Source organism: Blastococcus sp. SYSU D00813 (genome assembly GCF_054050735.1).
The window spans coordinates 1-20,542 of record NZ_JBJGZX010000054.1 but is presented as its reverse complement, the minus strand read 5'-3'; the positions used below and the strand labels follow the sequence as shown (position 1 = coordinate 20,542).

Below are 20,542 nucleotides of genomic sequence, written 5' to 3'. Positions count from 1 at the left end.
CCCTGCGCGGCATCGACCGGCGCAACCTGGGCAAGCCCATGCGCAAGCGCTTCCTGGGCCCGCTGGGCCTGGTCGCCGGCTTCGTCGACGCCACCGGCGGCGGCGGCTGGGGCCCGGTCGGCACCCCGGCGATCCTGGCCAGCGGCCGGATGGAACCGCGCAAGGTCATCGGCTCCATCGACACCTCCGAGTTCCTCGTCGCCCTGGCCGCCAGCCTGGGCTTCCTGCTCGCCCTCGGCTCCCAGGGCATCGACGCCGCCTGGGTCCTGGCCCTGCTCATCGGCGGCATGGTCGCCGCCCCCATCGCCGCCTGGCTCGTGCGCCACGTGCCGCCGCGGCTGCTCGGGTCGCTGGTCGGCGGGATCATCATCGTCACCAACACCCGCACCCTGCTGCGCAGCGACTGGCTCGACGCCCCCGACGCCGTCCGCTACCCCGTCTACGCCGCCCTCTACGTCATCTGGGCCGCCGCGGTCGCCTGGTCCTGGCTGCAGTACCGCACCGACCGCGCGCAGGAGTCGGCCGACGCCCTCGCCGCCGAGGCCGCGGACCTGGCCCGGCAGCCGGTCCGCCAGGGCTGAGCCCGACCCCGCGATCTGGGGGGTGGCCTCCCCCACGGACGCGTCTGCCCCGGCACCCCTCCCAGGACCGAGGGTTGCCCCACCACGGCCCAGCACGCCAGCGGACACCAGGGGAGCGATCCGGATGCAGCAGGACGACGGGAGCCAGGCGGTCTGCCCCTTCAGCGGCCGGACCCGCGGGGGCGGGATGGCCCGCCGCAGCTTCCTCACCGGGGCGATGGCTGCGGCGATGACGCCGGCGGTGGCGGGCCTCGGGGGCGTCGCGCGCGCCGAGGACCCGCCGGTGACGACCGAGCCCGCGCCCGCCCCGGCGCCGGCGCCCACGGCGCCCGCCGAGACCGCGGCGCACGCCGTCGGTGACCCGCGCGGCGCGGACATCGCCGTGCGCGTGGACCGCCGCCAGGAGGCCCGCTTCGGCCTGATGTTCAAGGACCTGCCGCCGTTCGCCCCGACCGACGGGCTGCTGGTGTGGCTGGCGGCGGAGATGAACGACCAGAAGCCGCCGCTGTCCGACGTCCGGGACAGCGACCGCGCCTTCGACAACCCGGGCATCCCGGCCGGCTACATCTACTTCGGCCAGTTCGTCGACCACGACATGACGTTCGACAAGACGCCGCTGAGCAACCGGCTGCAGGACCCGCTGGCCATGCGCAACTACGACACCCCGTGGTTCGACCTCGGCAGCGTCTACGGCAAGGGCATCCAGGGCAGCCCGGACCTGTACGAGCAGGACCCCGCCCGCTACGGCTGGCTCAAGGTGAACCCGCACGACGACCTCGTCGACGTGCCGCGCGACGACCGCGGCGCCGCCTACCTCGGGGACCCGCGCAACGACGAGAACCTCATCGTCTGCCAGCTGCACACCGTCTTCGTCCGGCTCCACAACAAGTTCATGAGCCAGGGCATGACCTACGCCCAGGCGCGGCGGCAGACCCGCTGGCACTACCAGTGGCTGATCGTGAACGACTACCTGCCGCGCATCGTCGGCCGCGACGTCGTCAACAGCCTCATGCGGCGCGACGGGACGATCAAGTACACCGGGACGCTGTACCGGCCCACGCACCCCGAGAACCCGTACATGCCGATCGAGTACTCCGGCGCCGCCTACCGGTTCGGGCACAGCATGATCCGCGCCGAGTACGAGATGCAGGACGGCCACACCGTGCCGATCTTCGGCGCGGACGGGTTCGAGGACCTGCGCGGCAACCGGCCGATTCCGGGCAACCTGTGGGCGGACTGGAACTACTTCTTCGACATCCCGGGTCTCGAGCCGCCGGACGACCGGAACATGGCCCGGCTGATCGACACCGACATCTCCCTGCCGCTGTACACGCTGCCCTCCACGGTCGTCGCGCCCAGCAGCCGGGCCATCGTCGCCCTGGCCGAGCGCAACCTGCTGCGCGGCAAGCGGCTCGGGCTGCCCTGCGGCCAGGACGTCGCCCGCGCCATGGGCATCACCCCGCTGACCAACGAGCAGCTGGGTCTGCGCCAGCCGGGGTGGGGCGGCAAGGCGCCGCTCTGGTACTACGTGCTCAAGGAGGCCGAGCTCGTCAACGGCGGCCGCAAGCTCGGCCCCGTCGGGGGACGGATCGTCGCCGAGACCATCCTCGGCATCATGGCCCTGGACCCGGAGTCGTACTTCAACCTCAAGCCGGCCTTCCAGTGGCAGGAGCGCAAGACGGTCGGTGACCTCATCCTGCTGGCCGACGCGCTCGACCCCCGCTCGCGCATCGTCCTGCCCGACGACGAGGTCGACGAGACCGGCCCGCTCCCCCTGGCGCCCGACGAGCAGATCAACCCCGCGGCGACCACCCCGGTGAGCTCCGTGTCGCTGGTCGAGTGACCGCCCCGACCCCCACAACTGGGGCAGCCGCAGGGTGCGCCGGGGCGTTACCGTGCCGCACCCCGACTGCTGCCGCACCCGACCAGGAGGACGACCCATGACCCGTGCCGTGGTGACCGGAGGTGCCGGCTTCCTCGGCTCGCACCTGTGCGAGGCGCTGCTCGAGCGGGACGTCGAGGTGCTGTGCCTCGACAACTTCCTGACCGGCACGCCGGCCAACGTGGCGCACCTGCTGGAGCACCCGGGGTTCCGGCTGGTGCGCGCCGACGTCACCGACTACGTCCACGTGCCCGGGCCGGTCGACCACGTCCTGCACTTCGCCTCCCCCGCCTCGCCGATCGACTACGCGGAGCTGCCGATCCACACGATGAAGGTAGGCTCCATCGGCACCCTGCACACGCTCGGCCTGGCCAAGGAGAAGGGCGCCCGCTACCTGCTCGCCTCGACGTCGGAGGCCTACGGGGACCCGCTGGTGCACCCGCAGCCGGAGAGCTACTGGGGCAACGTGAACCCGGTCGGTCCCCGCGGGGTCTACGACGAGGCCAAGCGCTTCGCCGAGGCCCTGACGTCGGCCTACCGGCGCACCCACGGCGTCGACACCGCGATCGTGCGGATCTTCAACACCTACGGCCCGCGCATGCGGCCCCGGGACGGCCGGGCCATCCCGACCTTCATCCGCCAGGCCCTGGCCGGCGAGCCGCTGACCGTGGCCGGGGACGGGAGCCAGACCCGCTCGGTCTGCTACGTCAGCGACCTCGTCGACGGCCTCATCCGGTTCCTGCTGTCCCCGGAGCCCGGGCCGATGAACATCGGCAACCCGCACGAGTACCCGGTCCTCGACCTGGCCCGGCGGATCATCGAGCTGACCGGCTCGGGCTCGCCGATCGAGTTCGTCCCCCGACCCGAGGACGACCCGACGGTCCGCCAGCCCGACATCGCCCTCGCCCGGCGGGCCCTGGGCTGGGAGCCGCAGGTGGAGCTGGACGAGGGGCTCAAGCGCACCATCGACTGGTTCTCCCAGCACCCCGACGTGGTCGGCGCCCGCAACTGAGGAAGGACCCCCTCGCCCCCCACCGCTCGCACGCTCGCGGCGGGACCCTGCGAGGGGGCCGTCAGCGGCGGCGCAGCGCCTGTGCGGCGGAGACCGCCCCGCCGGCCAGGACGAGCCCGGCGACGACCCCCACGAGGACGCTCTGCCGCAGCGACCCGTTGGACCGCTCCTCGGGCAGCTCGGCGGCGCTGCTGACGTAGGCCAGCGCCTCCGGGTCCTCCATGACCCGCAGGTCGACCTCCAGGCCGGCGATCTGGTTGCTCACCCGGCGGAGCTCGTCCTCCACCGGGTCGAGCACCGGCGCCAGGCTGCGCTGGATCGCCAGGCGCTGGTTGAGCAGCCGGGAGAGCTCGACCGGGTCGGTCTCCGCCGCCACGGCGTCGTCGAGCGCGGCGACCGGCGCCAGGATCTCGGCCTGCCGCAGCTGGAGCAGGTCCCGGTCGGTGACCAGCAGGTCCCGCAGCTGGGTGGTGTCCGCGACGTCGCTCTGGTGCCGGAGCGCCACGTAGGTCTCCGCCCAGGTCTGCGCGGCCTCCTGGGCCTCGCGCGCGGTGTCGGCCTCGGCGACGAACACCAGCGCGCTGGAAACGGGGGCGCTGGGGTCCAGCGGCCGGCCGCGGACCTCGACCTCCGCCCCGTCCCCGGCGGCCTCCTCGGCCTGGTCCCGGAACTCGTCGCTCTCCACGTAGACGAGCTCGGAGCCCGGTGAGCGGGTCAGCGCACCGGGCGTGGTGCCGCTGGTGCGCGGGAAGAGCTGCCGGCTCTCCTCCGTCCGCAGCAGCACCTCGGCCTCGGCGCGGTACACCGGCTGGACGACGTAGAGCGAGGCGACCGAGGCGGCCACGACGACGAGGAACGTGAGCAGCGCCAGCCACCAGTAACGCCGCAGCGAGCGCAGGTACTCGCGCAGGCCCGGCTCCGACTCCTGCGACACCACGCCGTCCCCCCGCCCGCCGTCGGCCCGGGCAGCGGTCCCCGGCGCTCCGGTGGCTGCGGTCTCGAGCACGGCGGCAACGTACGGGATCCGACCCTGTCCGCGGAACCGTCAGTGTGACGACCCCCACCCTCCGAGTGAACGGCCCAGGAGCTCTTCCAGGGCGGCGTTGGGCGCGGCGAACCGCTCGCGCAGGCGCGCGGCGGTGTCCGGGGCCATGGGCGGGAGGGCGGCCGGCTGCTCGTTCAGCCGGTTGACCAGGTGCCGGACGCGGTACAGCGCGCGGCTGGGCACCCGGCCGGTGAGCCGGCGCAGCGGGCTGCCCGGCTGCTGGACGGCGAGGAGTGCCCGGGCCAGGCGGGCCGACCGCGGCCGGCGCGCCTCGTTGTGCCGTCTCGTCACGTCCGGCTCGTGGGGTGGCAGCCCGGCCAGGTCGAACAGCTCGGCGCAGATCCGCGCCGCGCCGGTCCGCAGGTCGGCGGACAGGTGGATGCGCAGCCGCTCCGGCGGCACCGTGTCGAGCAGGACCCGCACGTGCGGCGCGTAGACCCCGTTGCCGACGTAGTGCAGATCCCGGGCCCGCGGCGGCGAGCTCGCCGGCCGGTCCGCCTCCCGCGCGAGCCCCTCCTCGAAGGTCGGGGCGTCCTCCCAGCCGCGCAGCCGGGCGTAGTGGAAGTGCGAGTAGGCCCTCGGGACGGGGTCCCGGAGCACGGCGACCACCACGGCGGGGGTCGTCTCGACGACGCGCCGCACGGCCACCGGGTCGTACATGGCCATCGTGTGCTTGGCGACCAGCGCCCGCTCCCCCGACGACGGGGGGAAGTACTTGTCCACGGCGTGCTCCCAGCCGCGCGCGAACTCCTCGTCCCGGCCGAAGAACGGCATCTCCCGGTGCACGTGGGCGACGACGTCGGGGTGGTCGGAGAGGTACTGGAACAGGGCGGTGGACCCGCTCTTGGGCGCACCGACGATCATCAGCCGCGGGCCGGGAGGCATCTGCCGGATGCTAGGGCCGGACGGCGGCTCACGGCGTCCCCACCCGCACGGAGGACGCCGAGGGGCGGATCCGCTGCTTTACTGTCCCGCACCCGCGCCGGACGTGGCGGCGCGCGGACCGGTGGAGGACGCGGTGGGTCCCTCGAGCGACGCGGCGGCGCGGCCGTGATCGTGTCCCTCGCCGCCGTGCTCGCCTCCGCCGCGGTGTGGGCGCTGGTGTACCGCAGCCTCGTCCGGCACCCGCTGGACCCGATGGCGATCACCCTCTACTACCTGGCGCTGCAGCTGCTCGTCCGGCCCCTCGTCCTCGCCCTCGGGCTGGACACCCCCTTCCCGACGACGCTGTTCGAGGACCGCGACGCCGAGGCCCTGCTGCTGCGGGGGCAGCTGGTCGTCACGCTGTTCCTCCTCGCGCTGTGGGCCGGCGCCCGGCTGCTGACCCCCCTCGTGCGCCCGGTGGCGGTGCTGTTCCCGCAGGTGCGGGCTCCCCTGTCGCGGCGGGGTCTCGTGGTCCTCACCGTCGTCCTCACCGGGGTCGCCTTCCTGGCGACCGTCGCGCTGTGGATCCGCTACGGCGGGCCGGCCGGGCTGCTCCAGGCGTCGAAGGTCGACCGCGACCTGGCCGAGAGCCGGGCCCTGCGGTCGGTCCCGATGCTGGCCGCGCTGGTGGGCATCGCGGCCTTCTTCACCGTCCCGCGGTGGTCGCTGCAGCGGTTCGCCGTCCTCGGCCTGATCGCGGTCAACGGGTACCTCAGCTGGACCTGGGGCGCCCGCGACGTCCCGGTGCTGTCGGTCGTGGCCCTGCTGGCCGGTGCGCTGATCTTCGGCCGCGCCGGGCGCCGGGCCGCCGGTCGTGCGGACGGGCGCTGGCTGCGCGACCCGCGGTGGCGGCGCGGCTTCCTGCTCGTCCCGGTCATCGCGCTGCTGCTGGCCTTCTCGCTGCGCGCCGCCCGCGACACGGTGCTGTGGGGGGAGCTCGCGTCGACGATCGAGGGCCAGGGCACCGTCCGCCAGGTCGCGGTGGCCACCAACAACACCTTCTACGACGCGCTGCTGCTCTACCTCGACGACTGGCCGGACCGCTTCGACTTCACCGGCGGCGGCGACTTCGTCGACGGCTCGGTGGCCGCCCTGCCCACCGTGCTGGTCGGCCAGCAGGACCCGTTCGTCTCCCCCGCCGTCCAGCTGGCCCAGACCTACATCGACCGCAACAACGGCTTCCCGGCGACCGCGGTCGGCGACTGGTACGTGAACCTGGGTCTGCCCGGCGTCGTCCTGGGCGGCCTGCTCGCCGGGCTGGTCGCCCGCGCCGGCCAGTTCGCCTTCCGCCGGTTCCTGCGCGACCCGCTGGTCTGGGGACTCAGCCTGGTCTTCATGATCCGCATCTTCCCCGGCGGGGTGTGGGCCACCTCGGCGCCGAAGTGGGTGGCCATCGGCCTGCCGCTCATCGCGTTCACGGTGCTGGTCAACCTGTTCGTCCGCCGGGCGCGCGAGCGTCCCGACGACGCCCCTCCGGCGGCACCGCCGGCCGGCGGGGACGGCGCCCGCCCCGCGCAGGCGGCGTCCGCTCCTTGAGCGCCCCGCCCGCCCTGGGCCCCGACGACGCGCGGCAGCGGCGCGCCCTCCGCCGGGACACCGCCCTCACCGCGGCCGGCCAGCTGGCCGCCGTGGGCAGCGCGTTCGCCGTGACCCTCGTCGGGGCGCGGGTGCTGACGCCCGAGCAGTTCGGGGCGCTGTCGTGGGCGCTGGCCTGGCTGACCGTCCTCGCGGTGCTCGCCGAGGCAGGGCTGACCCAGGTGGCGACCATCGCCTTCGCCCAGCAGGGCCGGCGGTCGCACGCGGTCCTGGCGCGGCGGCTCCTCGCGGCCCTGGCGGTCGGGGTGCTGGTCACGGCGGCGCTGTGGCAGGGGGTCCTCGGACCGGCGACCGCGGGCGCCGGCAGCCCGCCCGAGGTGTACCGACCGCTCGTCGTCGTGGTGGCGTTGTGGCTGCCGGTGGCCGCCCTCGGCCCGGTGCTGGTCAACGTCTTCCGGGCCCGCGACCGGTTCGGGCTGGCCCTGGCCTTCGGCGAGCACGTCCGCCGGGTGGTCCTGGTGGTGGTCCTGCTGGTCCTCGCGGCCGGCGCGGCGTCGGCGTCGGACACGCGGACGGCGCTGGCGTGGACGGCCGCCGTCGAGTCCGCGGTGTACGTCGCCGGCCTGCTGGTCCTCCTCCGCCTGCTGGGCCCCGCGCACGCCGGCCGGCACGCCGCCGGCCGGCTCCCGGACGACGGCGCGGCGGACGACGGCGCGGCCGGCGAGGTCGCGGCGGACCCGCCGGGCCGGCTGCTGCGCTCGGGCGGGACCTTCGCCGTGGCCACCCTGGCCTCGGTCACCGTGCCCCAGGCCGGGGTCTGGCTGCTGGCGGTGGTCGCGCCCGCCGAGGAGGTGGCGGAGTTCTCCGTCGCCGTGCGGATCGCCGTGCTGGTCGCCGTCCCGACCGCCATCGGCATGCGCACCCTCGCCCCGCGGATCGCCGCGGCCGCCGGGTCGGGCCGGCTGCCGGCGTTGCAGGAGCCGGTCCGGCGGTTCGCGGTCTGGTCGACGGCCGTCACCGCGCTGGCCGTGGCCGTGCTCGCCGCCTCCGGCGGGGTGCTGCTGCCGGCCGTGTTCGGCGAGGGGTACCGCGCCGCGCTCGCCCCCGCCCTGGTGATGTGCGCCGGCGTCCTCGTCAACGCCTGGACCGGGCCGTGCTCGGTGGTGCTCAGCCACGCCGGCCGGCAGCGGGTCGTCGCGGCCAGCGCGCTGGTCTCGGCCCTGGCGTTCGCCGGGCTCGCGACCTGGTGGGGAGCGGTCTGGGGCGGGACCGGGGTGGCCGCGGCCGCCGCGGCGGCGATGAGCGGGCGCAACCTCCTGCTCGCGCGGTCTGCCCGGCGGACGCTGGGGATCCGTACCATCGCGCTCCCGGCTCGGAGGGTGGAGTGATGCGGACGGTGGAGTGATGCGGGGCCCGCAGTTCCTGGTCATCGGCGCGGCGCGGTCCGGGACGACGGCGTTGTTCCAGTACCTGGCCGAGCACCCCGGCCTGTTCCTCACCGAGCCCAAGGAGCCGCACTACTTCGCCCTCGCCGGGACGACGCCCGCGTTCACCGGCCCCGGCGACCGGCAGACCATCAACCGGCTCGCGGTGACCGATCGCGACGCCTACCTCGCGCTCTACCGGGCCGCCCGGCCCGACCAGGTGCGCGGCGAGGCGTCGGTGTCGACCATGTACTACCCCGAGGCGCTGCCCCGGGTCCGCGAGATGGCCCCCGACGCCCGCCTGGTCTGCCTGCTGCGCGACCCCGCGGACCGCGCGCTGTCGGCCTACGGCTTCATGCGCACCCGCGGGTGGGAGCCGTGCGCCACCTTCGAGGAGGCCCTGGCCGACGAGCCGCGCCGGGTGGCCGAGGGCTGGCACCACATCTGGCACTACACCGGGATGTCGCGCTACGGCGAGCAGCTGCGGCGGGCGCTCGAGGTGTTCCCCCGCGAGCAGCTGCTGGTCCTCCGGCACGAGGACATGACCGCCGACCCCGACGGCGTCCTCGCCCGGGTGTACGACCACATCGGCGTGCCGGCCGTCCCCCGTACCGTGACGCCCGACCCGCACCGCTCCGGCGAGCCGCGCAGCCGCTTCCTCGGCCGGGTCGTCAGCACCCACCACCCGCTCAAGAAGCTGGTCTCCCCCCTCGTGCCGACGTCGCTGCGCCGCCGGCTGCGGCGGCAGATCGTCGCCCGCAACATCGTGCGGCTGGACTCCCGGCCGGAGACCCGCCGAGCGCTCGTCGAGACCCTGGCCCCCGACCTCGACGTCCTCGAGCAGGTGACCGGACTCGACGTGACCGCCTGGCGGGACCCGGAGCGGCGCCGGAACGGCCCGGGATGAGCCGGTCCCCCGGGAGCCCTGCCGCCGGCCGGCTGGTCATGACGCTGCGGCTGCCCGACCGCACCGGGGCGGCCAAGATGGCGCTGGAGTTCGCCCGGGCGCTGCGTGCCGACGGCTTCGACCTGACGCTCGTGCACGGCCCCGTCCCCCGCAGCGGGCCGAGCATCCTGCCCGACCTCGCCGCCGTCGGCGTCGCCACCGTCCTCGAACCCCGGCTCGAGCGCCCCTGGGACCCCGGCCTCGTCCGGGGCCTGGCCGACCGGGTCCGCCGCGAGGGGGGCCGCTGCGTCATCGGGGTCAACCAGCGCGACCGCGGGCCCGCCCTCCTGGCCGCCGCCCGCGCGGGCGTGCCGGGGGTGCTGATGGTGCAGAACCAGCACCACTTCTGGGGTCCCCGCCCGCTGGCCGCGCTCAAGCGGCGCGGGTACCGGAGCGTCGTGGCCCGGGCGACGACGCTGGCCGTCTGCACGTCGACGGTCGTGCGGGACGAGATGGTCGCCTTCGGTGTGCCGGCCGAGCGCACCGTCGTCCTCCCCAACGGGATCGCGCTGCCGCCGCCGGTCCGGCTGGACGCGGACGAGCGGGCCCGGCTGCGGGCGGAGATGGGCGCCGGCGCAGGCGACCTCCTGCTGCTCAACGTCGGCCGCCTGGACCCGCAGAAGGGCCAGGACGTCCTGCTCGAGGCGCTCGCCGGAGGGGCCGCGCCGGTGCACGTCGCCCTGGTCGGCTCGGCCGGGGACTCCGTCGCCGCCCGGCGGACGGCGGACTTCGCCGCATCGCTGCACCGGCGGGTGCGCGACCTCGGCCTGGAGCGCACCATCACCTTCCTGGGCTGGCGGGACGACGTCCCCCGGCTGCTGGCGGCCGCCGACGGCTACGTGCACACCGCCCGCTGGGAGGGCCCCGCGCTGCCGCTGGCGGTGATGGAGGCCATGGTCGCCGGCTGCCCGACCGTCTTCACCGACTGCTCGGGCCGCCCGCCGGTGTTCGAGGAGGGCCGTGACGGGCTCATGGCCCGCACCGGGGACCCGGCCTCGGTGCGGCAGCGGATCGCCGACCTGGCCGCGCTCGCGCCGGCGGAGCGGGCCGCCATGGGCGCCGCCGGCGCCGCGCTGATCCGCGGCCACTACCGGGTCGAGGACCTCGGCCGCACCTTCAGCGGGCTCGTCCGCGGCGTGCTCGACGCCGGCCGGGGTGCCGGCTGAGCAGCTCGTCGTAGAGCGCGACGTGCGCCCGCACCATCGCCTCCGGCGTGAAGTGCTCGACGAAGCGGCGCCGTCCCGCCGCGCCGAGCCGGGCGGCCAGCTCGCGGTCGGTGAGGACGCGCACGAGGTCACGGGCGAGGTCGTCGACCGCGCCGGCCGGTGACAGCAGCCCCGTCTCGCCGGAGACCACGACCTCCGGGATGCCCTCCACCGCGAACCCGACCACCGGCCTGGCCGCCGCCATCGCCTCCAGGTTGACGATGCCGAACGCCTCCCAGCGCGACGGGAGCGCCAGCACGTCGACGGCCCGCATGACGTCGGCGAGGTCGTGCCGCCACCCGGTGAAGCGCATGCGGTCGGCGACGCCGAGCTCGGCGGCCAGCGCCTCGACCTCCGCCCGCCGGGTGCCGTCGCCCACCACCACGACGGAGACGGCGGGCACCGCCGCGGCCACCGCGGGGACGGCGCGCACCAGCAGGTCGGCCCCCTTCTGGTCCTCGATCCGGCCGACCAGCGCGACCAGCGGCGCGTCCGGCGGCAGGCCGAGCTCCGCGCGCAGGCGGGCACGGTCGGCGGGGGTCGCGTCCCCGGCCGTCATGCGGCTGGAGTAGGGGATCACGGTGACGTCCTCCGGCCGGAACAGCCGGTTGCGGACGCCGACGTCGCGGATGAAGCGCGAGCCGGCGACGTAGTGCGTGGTGACCAGCCCGAGCGCGCGCTCGACCAGCCGGAACAGCGACCGCCGCGGCTGCGGCACCCCGTCGTGGCCGGCGTAGGCGTGCAGCATGTGCACCCGGACCGGCGTCCCGGCCGACCAGGCCGCCACCCGGCCCATCGCGCCGGCCACGGACGTGTGCGTGTGGACGACGTCGTAGCGCCCCTGCCGGATGTGCGCCCGCATCCGCAGGAACTGGCGGAGCAGCTCCACCGGCCCGTCCGGCGTGGCCTGCTTGAAGTGGCCGGCGCCGTGCGAGGGGGCGTAGTCGACGACCGGCAGGCCGGTGGCCCGGATCTCGTCGTCGAGCGGGCCGCCGCCCGACAGCGCGACCGTGACGTCGAACCGGTCGGCGGGCAGCAGCGTCGCCAGCTGCAGCAGGTGCTCGGCCGAGCCACCGACGGTGATGCCCGTCAGCTGCAGCACCCGCACCCGGTCGCTCCGTGCCGCCGGTCCGCTCACGCGCGCGCCCCTCCCGCGGTCGGCCACACCGGCAGCCGGCGGCCGAGCAGGTCCTCGAGGTCGCGCACGTCGCCGGCGAGCTCCGCGGCCAGCCGGGCGCGGGTCGCCGGGTCGATCGCCGTCCGGTCCAGGTTCGCCGAGCGGACGCGCTCCCGCTGCCGCTGCGGCACCGCCGCGGTGACCAGCCGGCGCAGGGCCGGGGATCGGCGCAGCGCGTTCAGCGCCGAGGTGACCGCGCGGCTGCGGGGCAGACCGGAGGCGTTCACCCGGCGGGAGGGGTCGATGTCGACGTCGGGGTCCACGTCGAGGAACTCCAGCACCCGGCGCAGCTGGCCGGCGGGGTCGGCGGCGAACTCCTCCTGGACGACGACCAGCAGCCGGTCGCCGAACCGCGCGGTGAACGGCGCCAGCTGCTCGGCGTAGCGGCTCAGCCGGGACAGCTGCCACATGTGGCTCCACCCGGCCCGGGTGCGCTCCTCCTCCGCGGCCAGGCACTCCTCGAACGAGCCGGCGTCGTACCCCCGCGAGCGCAGGTACTGCCAGCTGGAGAAGGCGCGGTCCACCGGGTCCCGCAGCATGACCACCAGCCTGCAGCCGGGCGCGCAGTACCGCTCGATCGCCGGGACCGAGGCCCCGGGGTACGCCAGCGTGGTCACCGACCCCTCACCCCGCCGCCGCTCGGTGCGGCCCCGGAAGAGGTCGCGCCAGGTCTGCTCGTCGCGCACGACGGACCGGTTGACCAGGTCGTCGTCGCCCAGGCCGGTGAACCGCGGCGCTCCCTCCGGGAAGGCCAGGAAGTGCGGCTCCTTGGGGGTGCTCACGAAGACGTCGGGGTGCTCGCCGAGGAACGACGTCAGCGCGGTCGTCCCGCTGCGCGCCGCCCCGATGACCAGGAAGTCCGGGACGCCCGTCACCGGCCGGATGTTACCGGCGTCACCCCCGCGCGCCGCCCCTCCGACCCCCCGCATTGGGGTGCCGCGCGACCCACGGGCGGGAGTGTCGGCGGAACGGCGTGGACCGGAACCTCTCCTGCAGACGAGAGAGGCGGGGCAGCGATGACCGAGGTGTTCGAGGGACAGCGCGACGACGTGGACGCCACGGCGCGGACGCCGGCCGGCGCCGGCGCGACCGGGCTGCCCGCCGGGGACCGCTCCCTGGACGCCGCCGGCCTGCTCCTGCCCGGGCGCGAGCCCCGCGACCACGCCTGGTCGGTCCGCGCCGGCCTGGCCGTCCTCGACGCCACCGCGCTGGCCCTGCCGGCCGCGTGGCTGGGCGCCGACCGCGCCGTCGTCGCGCTCGTCGCCGTCACCCTCCTGGTCCTGGCGGCCGGCGGGGCCTACCGCCCGCGGATCACCCTGAGCGCGCTGGACGAGGTGCCCCGCCACCTGCCCCGGCTGGCCCTCGGCCTGCTGCTCGTGGCGCCGGTCGCCTCGCTGTCCGGCGGCGACCTGGGGCTGGCGGTGCACGCGCTGTGGGCCGTCCCGTGCTTCGTGGCCGGCCGCGCGATCGGCTACGCGGGGATCCGCAGCGCACGGCGGCACGGGGTGGTCGAGGAGCCGGCGCTGGTGGTCGGCGGCGGCCGGCTGGGCATGGACCTGCTGGCCACGATGGCGGAGCACCCCGAGCTCGGCCTGCGCGGCGTCGGCTACCTCAGCGGCGGCTGCCCGCTCGACGAGCGCGAGCCGCTGGGGCGGATGGAGGACCTCGACCTGGTCCTGGACACCTACGGCGTGCGCAAGGTCGTCGTCGCCTACGGCCCCACCCGCGAGGCCGAGCTCGTCGGGCTGGTCCGCAGCGCCGCCCTGCGCGACATCGAGGTGTACGTCGTCCCGCGGTTCTTCGACGTGGGCACCGCCGCCGGCGGCCCGGACGTCGAGGACCTGTGGGGCATCCCGCTGCACCGGGTGCGCCGGGCCGCGCTGCGCCAGGGCGTCTGGCGGGTCAAGCGGGTCATCGACGTCGTCGTCTCCGGGACGGCGCTGGCGCTGCTGTCCCCGCTGCTGCTCGTGCTGGCCGCGGCGGTGCGCGTCAGCGGCCCCGGCCCGATCCTGTTCCGCCAGCCGCGCACCGGCCACGAGGGCGCCGAGATCTCGATCCTGAAGTTCCGCACGCTGCGCATGCCGGCGCCGCAGGAGTCCCCCGACCGGCTGGGCACCGGCTCGACCCGTAGCACGATGCACGCCCGGCAGATCGACGTCGAGCAGCGGAAGACGCGCATCGGCAACCTGCTGCGCCGGACCAGCCTCGACGAGCTGCCCCAGCTGTGGAACATCCTGCGCGGCGACATGTCGCTCGTCGGCCCGCGGCCCGAGGAGTGCACCTACGCCGCCCAGTTCGCCGACTCGGTGTACGGCTACCGCGACCGGCACCGGCTGGCCGTCGGCCTCACCGGCTGGGCGCAGGTGCACGGGCTGCGCGGGGAGACCTCGATCGAGGAGCGCGCCCGCTTCGACAACTCCTACATCGAGCACTGGTCGCTGTGGCGCGACGTCGTGATCCTGATCCGCACCGTCGGTGCGGTGCAGCGCCAGGCCTTCAACACGGCCGTCCGCACGGCCACCAGCCGCTGACCCCTCCCCCGGTACGCCCGACCCCGAAACGGACCGAGCCATGCACCTCCGCAACGCCCTGACGCCGTCCCCCCGCGGCTCCGCCGCCCGGGGCACCGGTCCGGTGGTGAGCCGCCGCAGCCTGCTGTTCCTCGGCGCGGTCGGCCTGGCGAGCGTCCCCGTCGCCGCCGCGGCACCCTCGACCGGCCCCGGCCTCTCCCTCGCCGGTGACGAGGACGAGGTGCTCGACGCCCGCGACTTCGGCGCCCGGGGCAACGGCACCGCCGACGACACCCGCGCCCTCCAGCGGCTGCTGGACACCTCGGCCCGCCGCGGCGCCGTGGCCTTCGTGCCGGCCGGCACCTACCGGTGCACCAGCGGCCTGCTGCTGCGGTCGGACGTGCAGCTCCAGCTCGACCGGCGCGCCCGGCTGGTCAAGGACTGGGCCGCGCCGCCCGGGATGGTCGACGCCTTCCTCCGCAACGCCGACTTCGCGGTGAAGGCCAACCGGGTCCGGATCACCGGCGCCGGCAGCATCGGCGCGAGGGACCACAGCCGCACGGGCGTCGTGCTCGCCCTCCACGGCGACGACGTCGAGGTCTCGGGCATCACCGTCGACACGTACTCCGGCGGGCAGGCGGTCATGTACGGCGGCGACCGCGGACGGATCACGGGCGTGACCGTGCGCAACAGCGCCGAGGAGACCGGCACCGGCGGCATCCGGGTGATCGGCGGCACGGACTTCCTCGGCTCGGACTGCCACGTCGAGTCCGGCGACGACTGCTTCCAGTTCGTCCCCATCGGCAACCCCGAGGCCGAGCCCAGCCTCTACAACCAGACCATCTCGCGGGGCCGCTTCCAGGGGTGCACCGGGACGAGCTCGGTCAGCCGGTTCATGGTCGCGCTGCTGGAGTTCACCGGCGGCGACCCGGGGACGACGGACATGGACGCCTCGGTGGTCGACTGCTCGTTCGTCGACTGCCACGGCGCCGCCAGCAACCGGGGCATCGTCGTCAAGAACACCCACAGCCGCGGCGCGATCGAGCGGGTGTCGTTCACCGACTGCACGGTCGACATGACGCGCGCCGCGGACGCCTCCACCCAGGAGATCCGCGTGCAGACCGACCCGGCGTCCCGGGGGGCCATCCGCGACGTCGTCTTCACCCGCACCCACGTCCTCAACCCCAGGAACTCCACCCTGCGGGCCGGCGGGCCCAACATCAGCGGCCTGACCTTCGACGCCTGCACCCTGACCGCCCCGTCCGGCGCGGCGCCCATGACGGTCGTCGTCGACGGCACCGAGCGGCCGCGGTTCCGCGGGTGCGACTTCACCGGCGCCCCGGGCAAGCGGCACGTCGTGGCCGGGCCCACGACGCCGGTGACCGACCTGGCCGTCGAGGACTGCCGGTTCACCGGGATCGACGGCGCGTGGGCGGTCGACGTGCTCTCCGCCGCCGGGGTCCGCATCGCCGGCTCCACCTTCACCGCGGCCGCGGGCAGCACCACAGCCAAGGCGATCCGGACCTCACCCACCACCAGCGGCGTCGTCATCACCGGCAACGACTTCACCGGCATCGGCAACCCCACTCCGATCACCGACCGCGCCGTCGGCACCACGCTGAGCAGCAACCGCGGCCTCTGAGCCGGTCCCCCGGCCGGCCCGCGGGCGGACCGGGCCGAAGACCCCTGGTCACGTGGGCGATCGGTCGTCATCGTGACCCGCACGACGTCCGGCCGAGGGGGCCGGCCGCACGAGTCCGCGCAGCGCTGCGCCTCGGAACGGGGACCCCATGGACGACGGACCGCACACCACCGACGCCGCGCGGACCCCCGGCGCGGGGGGCGGAGCGCTGTCCGAGGAGGTCAGCCGGCGCGCCGTCCTCGCGGTCGGCGGCGGGCTGGCCGCCGTCCCGGTGCTCGGCTGGCTCACCCCCGCGTCCGCGGCCGGGACGATCAGCGCCCGCGACCTCGGCGCGACCGGGAACGGCACCACCGACGACACGGCCGCCGTCCAGCGGCTGATCGACGCCAGCGCCCGGCAGGCCGCGATCGGGGTGCTCCCGGCCGGCACCTACCGCTGCACGCGCAGCCTGCTCCTGCCGGCCGGCGCGCAGCTGCAGCTGGCCAGCGGCGCCCGGCTGCTCAAGGACTTCGCCGCCCTCCCCGGGCTGGCCAACGCGTTCCTCCGCAACGCCGACTTCGCGGTGCGGTCCAGCGGCGTCCGCATCACCGGCCCGGGCACGATCGGCGCCCGCGACCACAGCCGCACCGGGGTGGTGGTCGCCCTGTACGGCGACGACGTCCTCCTCCGCGACCTGACCATCGACACCTACGCCGGTGGTCAGGCGGTGATGTACGCCGGCGACCGGGGGCGCATGGACCGCGTGCGCATCCGCAACAGCCGCGCCGAGACCGGCACCGGCGGCATCCGCGTCCTCGGCGGCGCCGACTTCCTCGCCACCGCCTGCGACGTGCAGTCCGGCGACGACTGCCTGCAGTTCGTGCCGATCGGCGACCCCGGCGCGCTGCTGTTCGACATGAGCATCACCCGGGGCACCTTCTCCGGGTGCACCGGCACCAGCACCGTCAGCCGGTTCATGGTCGCCCTGCTGGAGTGGACCCGTGGGGACGGCGGCATGACCGCGTCGGTCACCGACTGCGCGTTCACCGGCTGCCGCGGCGCGGCCACGGACCGGGGCGTCGTCGTGAAGAACACGCACAGCTCGGGGACGATCGCGCGGCTGCGGTTCACCGACTGCGCGGTCGACATGGCGCGCGCCGCGGACGCGGGCACGCAGGAGATCCGCGTCCAGACCGACCCGCTCTCGGGCGGGACCATCAGCGACGTGACGTTCACCCGCACCAACGTCACGCGGCCGGTCAACAGCGTCCTGCGCATCGGCGGGCCGGGCATCAGCGGGATCACCTTCGACGGCTGCACCTTCCCGGCCCCGTCCGGGACGGCCACCGCCGTCGCCGTGGTCGACCAGGCCGACCGGGTGCGCGTGGTGCGGTCGTCGTTCGCCGGCGCCCCCGGCAAGCGGCTGCTGGTCGCCGGGCCGATCGCCCCGACGACGGCGCTGTCCGTCGAGGCGTGCACCTTCAGCGGGATCCCGAACGCCGCCTGGGGCGTGGACCTCGTGGCGGCACCGGGCGCCCGGGTGGCGGGCTCCACGTTCCGGCAGGCCGCCGGAGCGACCACGGCACGCGCCGTGCGGGTGTCGGCGGCCTCCCGGGGGGTGGTCGTCGAGGGCAACGACCTCACCGGCCTGACGAGCTCGCCCAAGATCACCGACAACGCGACGGACACCGTCGTCCGGGACAACCGAGGGGCCTGAGGCCCTGCACCGGCTCGTTCCACTACACCCCGCGACGGCCTCCTGACCTGCAGCGACAGCCTCGGCCGGGCACCCCCAACATGGGGTGCTCCCCCCTCCCCCCCGTTACGGCTGTGACGGAGCTGTCTCGCCCCGGAGCATTCGATGTGCCTCATCCGGGAGGCATCGACTCACGGGAGCCACGATGGGAACGCCGACCCTCAACCGACGGGACATGCTGAAGCTGTCTGCCGCAGGAACGGCCGCCATGGCGATCCCGCTGCACAGCGCCCTGTCGGCGGCGACCGCCTCGACGCTGCCGGCGAGCAGGATGCCGGTGCCGTACACCGCCGCCTTCAAGGCGCCGCCGGTCCTCCAGCCCTACACCAAGGACGACGTCCGCGACGACGTCTACGGCTACGTCCCCACCGACTACGTGCCGCCGGCCGGGAGCGAGCACTACCCGGGCGAGCCGATCCGCGGCAGCGAGTACCTCGGCACCGACTACTACCGGATCACCGAGACCAACGTGCAGGCCCAGATCGTGCCCGGCATGTGGACCAAGCTGTGGTGCTACGCCGGCATCGGGCCGGACGGCACGGTGGTCAAGTCGGTGCCGGGCCCGACCATCCGGACCTACCTGCAGCCCGACCCGGACAACCCCGGCAAGAAGATCCCGCGGCGGACGGTCATGCAGGTCGTCAACGACCTGCCCCCGCTGCACCCCACGCTGCGCTACGTCCCGTGGACCTCGCTGCACCTGCACGGCTCGCCGTCCAAGCCGCAGTACGACGGGTACGCCGGCGACCTCACCAACCCCGGTGAGTGGAAGGACTACGAGTACCCGAACAACTGCTCCCCGCGGACGCTCTGGTACCACGACCACGGCGTGCACCACACCGCGCAGAACGTCTACATGGGCCTGGCCGCGCAGTACCACGTCGTCGACCGGGAGCTGGAGGCGGCGCTGCAGATCCCCCAGTACGACCCGACGAAGCCGGTGGTGGGGCCGGGGCAGTACGAGGCGCCCCTCATCCTCAGCGACGTCATCCTCAACGCCGAGGGCCAGCTGCTGTGGAACGACGACGGCACGTCCGGCGTCTACGGCGACGTCATCCTCGTCAACGGCGTGCCGTGGCCGAACATGAAGGTGGAGCCCCGCAAGTACCGGTTCCGCATCCTCAACGGCTCACTGGCCCGCGGCTTCAAGCTGCGGCTGAGCAACAACATGCCGTTCAAGGTCATCGCCACCGACGGCGGGTTCATGCAGTACGCCCAGACGGTCACCACGCTGACCATCGGCATGGCGGAGCGCTACGAGATCATCATCGACTTCTCGAGCCTCAAGCCGGCGACGAGCACCGCGACCACCAAGGTGCAGCTGGTCAACGACGGCGTCCCGAACGCCCGGGACTTCGACCACACCGGCAAGATCATGCAGTTCGAGGTCGGCTGGCGGGTCACCAGCAACGCGAACAACGCCTGGCCGAACAACCTGGGCGCGCCGCACCCGGTCATGACGCTGCAGGCCGCCCAGCGCAGCGCGGTCCGCCACATGCGGCTGCACCGCAGCAACGGCATGTGGAAGATCAACGACACGACGTGGGAGGACGTCGTGGCGTCCAACTACCGGAACCTGTTCGCCAACCCGGCGCGCGATGCGATCGAGATCTGGGACGTCGAGAACAGTTCCAGTGGCTGGTTCCACCCGCTGCACATCCACCTCGTCGACTTCAAGGTGCTCAGCCGCACCGTCAACGGGGTCACCCAGCCCCCGCGCCCGGAGGAGAAGGGCCCCAAGGATGTCGTCTACGTCGGGGAGGAAGAGACCGTCCGGCTGCTCATGAGGTTCGAGCACGAGGACGGGCGCTACATGATCCACTGCCACAACCTGTCGCACGAGGACCACGACATGATGTTCCAGTACCAGGTGGGGCATCACGACATCGACTGCGACGCCATGAACTCCTGCCCGCCGAGGGCGCTGCCGGCGGTGCTCCCCGTGCCCAAGACCGGGCCGGTGCAGGCACCCCCGCCGCCGGGCACGGACACGAGCGGTTCCTCGGGCAGCTCCGGGAGCACGGACACCAGCGGCACCTCGGGGACCTCGGAGACCTCGGGGACCTCGGGCACGAGCGGGAGCACCCCGACGTCGCCGGCCCCGACCGGCACGGAGAGCACCTCCGGCACCGGCACCAGCGGCACCACCGGCGGTGTGTCGTGAGCGCACCGGCGGCCACCGTCGCGGCACCGGCGGAGGCGCCGGCCCGCGGCGCCGGCCGGGACCGGGGACTCGCCCGGTGGCTGTGGGCCGGGGCGCTGGGCTCGGCGGCCGCGGGTGGGCTGCACGTCCTCGTCGCGTACGAGCACGTGGCGGCCGGCGGCGTGGCGATCATGTTCTTCCTGCTCACCGCCCTGGCCCAGCTCGGTCTGGCGGGGTGGCTGGTGGTGAACCGCGTGACGGGCCTGCGGCCCGACCGCCGGCTCGTCACGCTGGCCCTGGCCGGCACCGTGGCGCTCATGGGCCTGTACGTCCTGGCCCACTCCACCGGCCTCCTCGACGCCTTCGCGGTGGCCCACGGCGACGGCGGCGCGCACGGCATGCACGAGACCACCGGTCACGACCCGGGCATCGACCCCGTCACGGGGGTCGACTACTCCACCGGCGTGGCCGTGCAGACCTCCGAGGTCATGCCGATGTCGGGCAGCGCCGAGCCCGTCCGGCACGAGCCCGGGCCCCTCGGCTCCTGGACCGTCGCCGCCGAGGTGCTCACCGTCGCCGCGCTCGTCGCCCTCCAGCCCGCCGCCTGGCGGCGCCGGACGACGAACGTCCTGCTCGGGCTCGGTGCCCTGGCCTGGGCGCTCTGGTTCACCGGCGTCCTCGGCTGACCCGGCCCCACCCCCGGGGGGGGGGGGGGGGGGGGGGGGGGGGGGGGGGGGGGGGGGGGGGGGGGGGGGGGGCGGGCGCGCGGCCCCGGCGCGC

At 75.0% G+C, this 20,542-nt stretch carries 16 protein-coding genes; 12 read left to right on the top strand and 4 right to left on the bottom strand.

All coding sequences use genetic code 11. From position 1 onward, the window contains the following. From ACI8AX_RS22445 to ACI8AX_RS22435, 3 genes are all read left to right on the top strand, one after another. On the top strand, positions 1-581 hold a 581-nt coding region (locus ACI8AX_RS22445; RefSeq protein ID WP_456552089.1), incomplete at its 5' end, for a TSUP family transporter. Between the two features lie 124 nt (positions 582-705). Continuing rightward, positions 706-2,424 carry a peroxidase family protein gene (locus ACI8AX_RS22440; protein ID WP_456552088.1) on the top strand — a complete coding sequence of 573 codons (1,719 nt, stop codon included), beginning with the start codon at positions 706-708 and terminating at the stop codon, positions 2,422-2,424. Between the two features lie 97 nt (positions 2,425-2,521). After that, positions 2,522-3,475, top strand: coding sequence for a UDP-glucuronic acid decarboxylase family protein (locus tag ACI8AX_RS22435; protein ID WP_456552087.1), 954 nt, complete (start codon positions 2,522-2,524; stop codon positions 3,473-3,475). Positions 3,476-3,536: 61 nt separating this feature from the next. Here ACI8AX_RS22435 and ACI8AX_RS22430 read toward each other — a convergent pair whose 3' ends face one another. Both ACI8AX_RS22430 and ACI8AX_RS22425 read right to left on the bottom strand, forming a co-directional pair. Continuing rightward, a complete protein-coding gene (locus tag ACI8AX_RS22430) occupies positions 3,537-4,481 on the bottom strand; it encodes a Wzz/FepE/Etk N-terminal domain-containing protein (protein WP_456552086.1) in 945 nt (314 codons plus the stop codon). A gap of 39 nt (positions 4,482-4,520) precedes the next feature. Beyond that, positions 4,521-5,405, bottom strand: coding sequence for a sulfotransferase domain-containing protein (locus ACI8AX_RS22425; RefSeq protein WP_456552085.1), 885 nt, complete (start codon positions 5,403-5,405; stop codon positions 4,521-4,523). A gap of 165 nt (positions 5,406-5,570) precedes the next feature. Between ACI8AX_RS22425 and ACI8AX_RS22420 the strand changes: the two genes are divergently transcribed. From ACI8AX_RS22420 to ACI8AX_RS22405, 4 genes are read left to right on the top strand one after another with little or no spacing between them, the layout of a single operon-like run. After that, complete coding sequence (locus ACI8AX_RS22420; RefSeq protein ID WP_456552084.1) at positions 5,571-6,980, top strand: hypothetical protein; 1,410 nt, start codon at positions 5,571-5,573, stop codon at positions 6,978-6,980. Beyond that, positions 6,977-8,368 (top strand): lipopolysaccharide biosynthesis protein, encoded by a 1,392-nt coding sequence (locus ACI8AX_RS22415; protein ID WP_456552083.1) that lies wholly within the window; start codon positions 6,977-6,979, stop codon positions 8,366-8,368. The genes ACI8AX_RS22420 and ACI8AX_RS22415 overlap by 4 nt, the downstream gene beginning before the upstream one ends. 16 nt (positions 8,369-8,384) lie before the next feature. Further along, positions 8,385-9,311, top strand: coding sequence for a sulfotransferase family protein (locus ACI8AX_RS22410; RefSeq protein WP_456552082.1), 927 nt, complete (start codon positions 8,385-8,387; stop codon positions 9,309-9,311). Further along, entirely contained in the window at positions 9,308-10,516 is a 1,209-nt protein-coding gene (locus ACI8AX_RS22405; protein WP_456552081.1) for a glycosyltransferase, read from the top strand. Before ACI8AX_RS22410 ends, ACI8AX_RS22405 begins: the two co-directional genes overlap by 4 nt. Here the strand turns inward: ACI8AX_RS22405 and ACI8AX_RS22400 are convergent. Together ACI8AX_RS22400 and ACI8AX_RS22395 are read right to left on the bottom strand one after the other, a co-directional pair. After that, positions 10,467-11,693 (bottom strand): glycosyltransferase, encoded by a 1,227-nt coding sequence (locus ACI8AX_RS22400; RefSeq protein ID WP_456552080.1) that lies wholly within the window; start codon positions 11,691-11,693, stop codon positions 10,467-10,469. The genes ACI8AX_RS22405 and ACI8AX_RS22400 overlap by 50 nt on opposite strands. Continuing rightward, positions 11,690-12,607 (bottom strand): sulfotransferase family protein, encoded by a 918-nt coding sequence (locus ACI8AX_RS22395; protein WP_456552079.1) that lies wholly within the window; start codon positions 12,605-12,607, stop codon positions 11,690-11,692. Before ACI8AX_RS22395 ends, ACI8AX_RS22400 begins: the two co-directional genes overlap by 4 nt. Positions 12,608-12,748: 141 nt before the next feature. On the opposite strand from ACI8AX_RS22395, the gene ACI8AX_RS22390 reads away from it, so the two are divergent. From ACI8AX_RS22390 to ACI8AX_RS22370, 5 genes are all read left to right on the top strand, one after another. Then, positions 12,749-14,263: an exopolysaccharide biosynthesis polyprenyl glycosylphosphotransferase gene (locus ACI8AX_RS22390; protein WP_456552078.1), complete on the top strand. Its 1,515-nt coding sequence runs from the start codon at positions 12,749-12,751 to the stop codon at positions 14,261-14,263. 40 nt (positions 14,264-14,303) lie between these two features. Next, complete coding sequence (locus ACI8AX_RS22385) at positions 14,304-15,884, top strand: glycosyl hydrolase family 28-related protein (RefSeq protein ID WP_456552077.1); 1,581 nt, start codon at positions 14,304-14,306, stop codon at positions 15,882-15,884. Positions 15,885-16,032: 148 nt separating this feature from the next. Next, a complete protein-coding gene (locus ACI8AX_RS22380; protein ID WP_456552076.1) occupies positions 16,033-17,580 on the top strand; it encodes a glycosyl hydrolase family 28-related protein in 1,548 nt (515 codons plus the stop codon). Between the two features lie 214 nt (positions 17,581-17,794). Further along, positions 17,795-19,783 (top strand): multicopper oxidase family protein, encoded by a 1,989-nt coding sequence (locus ACI8AX_RS22375; protein WP_456552075.1) that lies wholly within the window; start codon positions 17,795-17,797, stop codon positions 19,781-19,783. After that, positions 19,780-20,448 carry a hypothetical protein gene (locus tag ACI8AX_RS22370; protein WP_456552074.1) on the top strand — a complete coding sequence of 223 codons (669 nt, stop codon included), beginning with the start codon at positions 19,780-19,782 and terminating at the stop codon, positions 20,446-20,448. Before ACI8AX_RS22375 ends, ACI8AX_RS22370 begins: the two co-directional genes overlap by 4 nt. The last annotated feature ends 94 nt before the right edge of the window (positions 20,449-20,542 follow it).

Coding starts and splice junctions, on each gene's coding strand:
- ACI8AX_RS22440 (WP_456552088.1), top strand. CDS start 706: ATGCAGCAGGACGACGGGAGCCAGGCGGTCTGCCCCTTCAGCGGCCGG.
- ACI8AX_RS22435 (WP_456552087.1), top strand. CDS start 2,522: ATGACCCGTGCCGTGGTGACCGGAGGTGCCGGCTTCCTCGGCTCGCAC.
- ACI8AX_RS22425 (WP_456552085.1), bottom strand. CDS start 5,405: ATGCCTCCCGGCCCGCGGCTGATGATCGTCGGTGCGCCCAAGAGCGGG.
- ACI8AX_RS22410 (WP_456552082.1), top strand. CDS start 8,385: ATGCGGGGCCCGCAGTTCCTGGTCATCGGCGCGGCGCGGTCCGGGACG.
- ACI8AX_RS22405 (WP_456552081.1), top strand. CDS start 9,308: ATGAGCCGGTCCCCCGGGAGCCCTGCCGCCGGCCGGCTGGTCATGACG.
- ACI8AX_RS22390 (WP_456552078.1), top strand. CDS start 12,749: ATGACCGAGGTGTTCGAGGGACAGCGCGACGACGTGGACGCCACGGCG.
- ACI8AX_RS22385 (WP_456552077.1), top strand. CDS start 14,304: ATGCACCTCCGCAACGCCCTGACGCCGTCCCCCCGCGGCTCCGCCGCC.
- ACI8AX_RS22380 (WP_456552076.1), top strand. CDS start 16,033: ATGGACGACGGACCGCACACCACCGACGCCGCGCGGACCCCCGGCGCG.
- ACI8AX_RS22375 (WP_456552075.1), top strand. CDS start 17,795: ATGCTGAAGCTGTCTGCCGCAGGAACGGCCGCCATGGCGATCCCGCTG.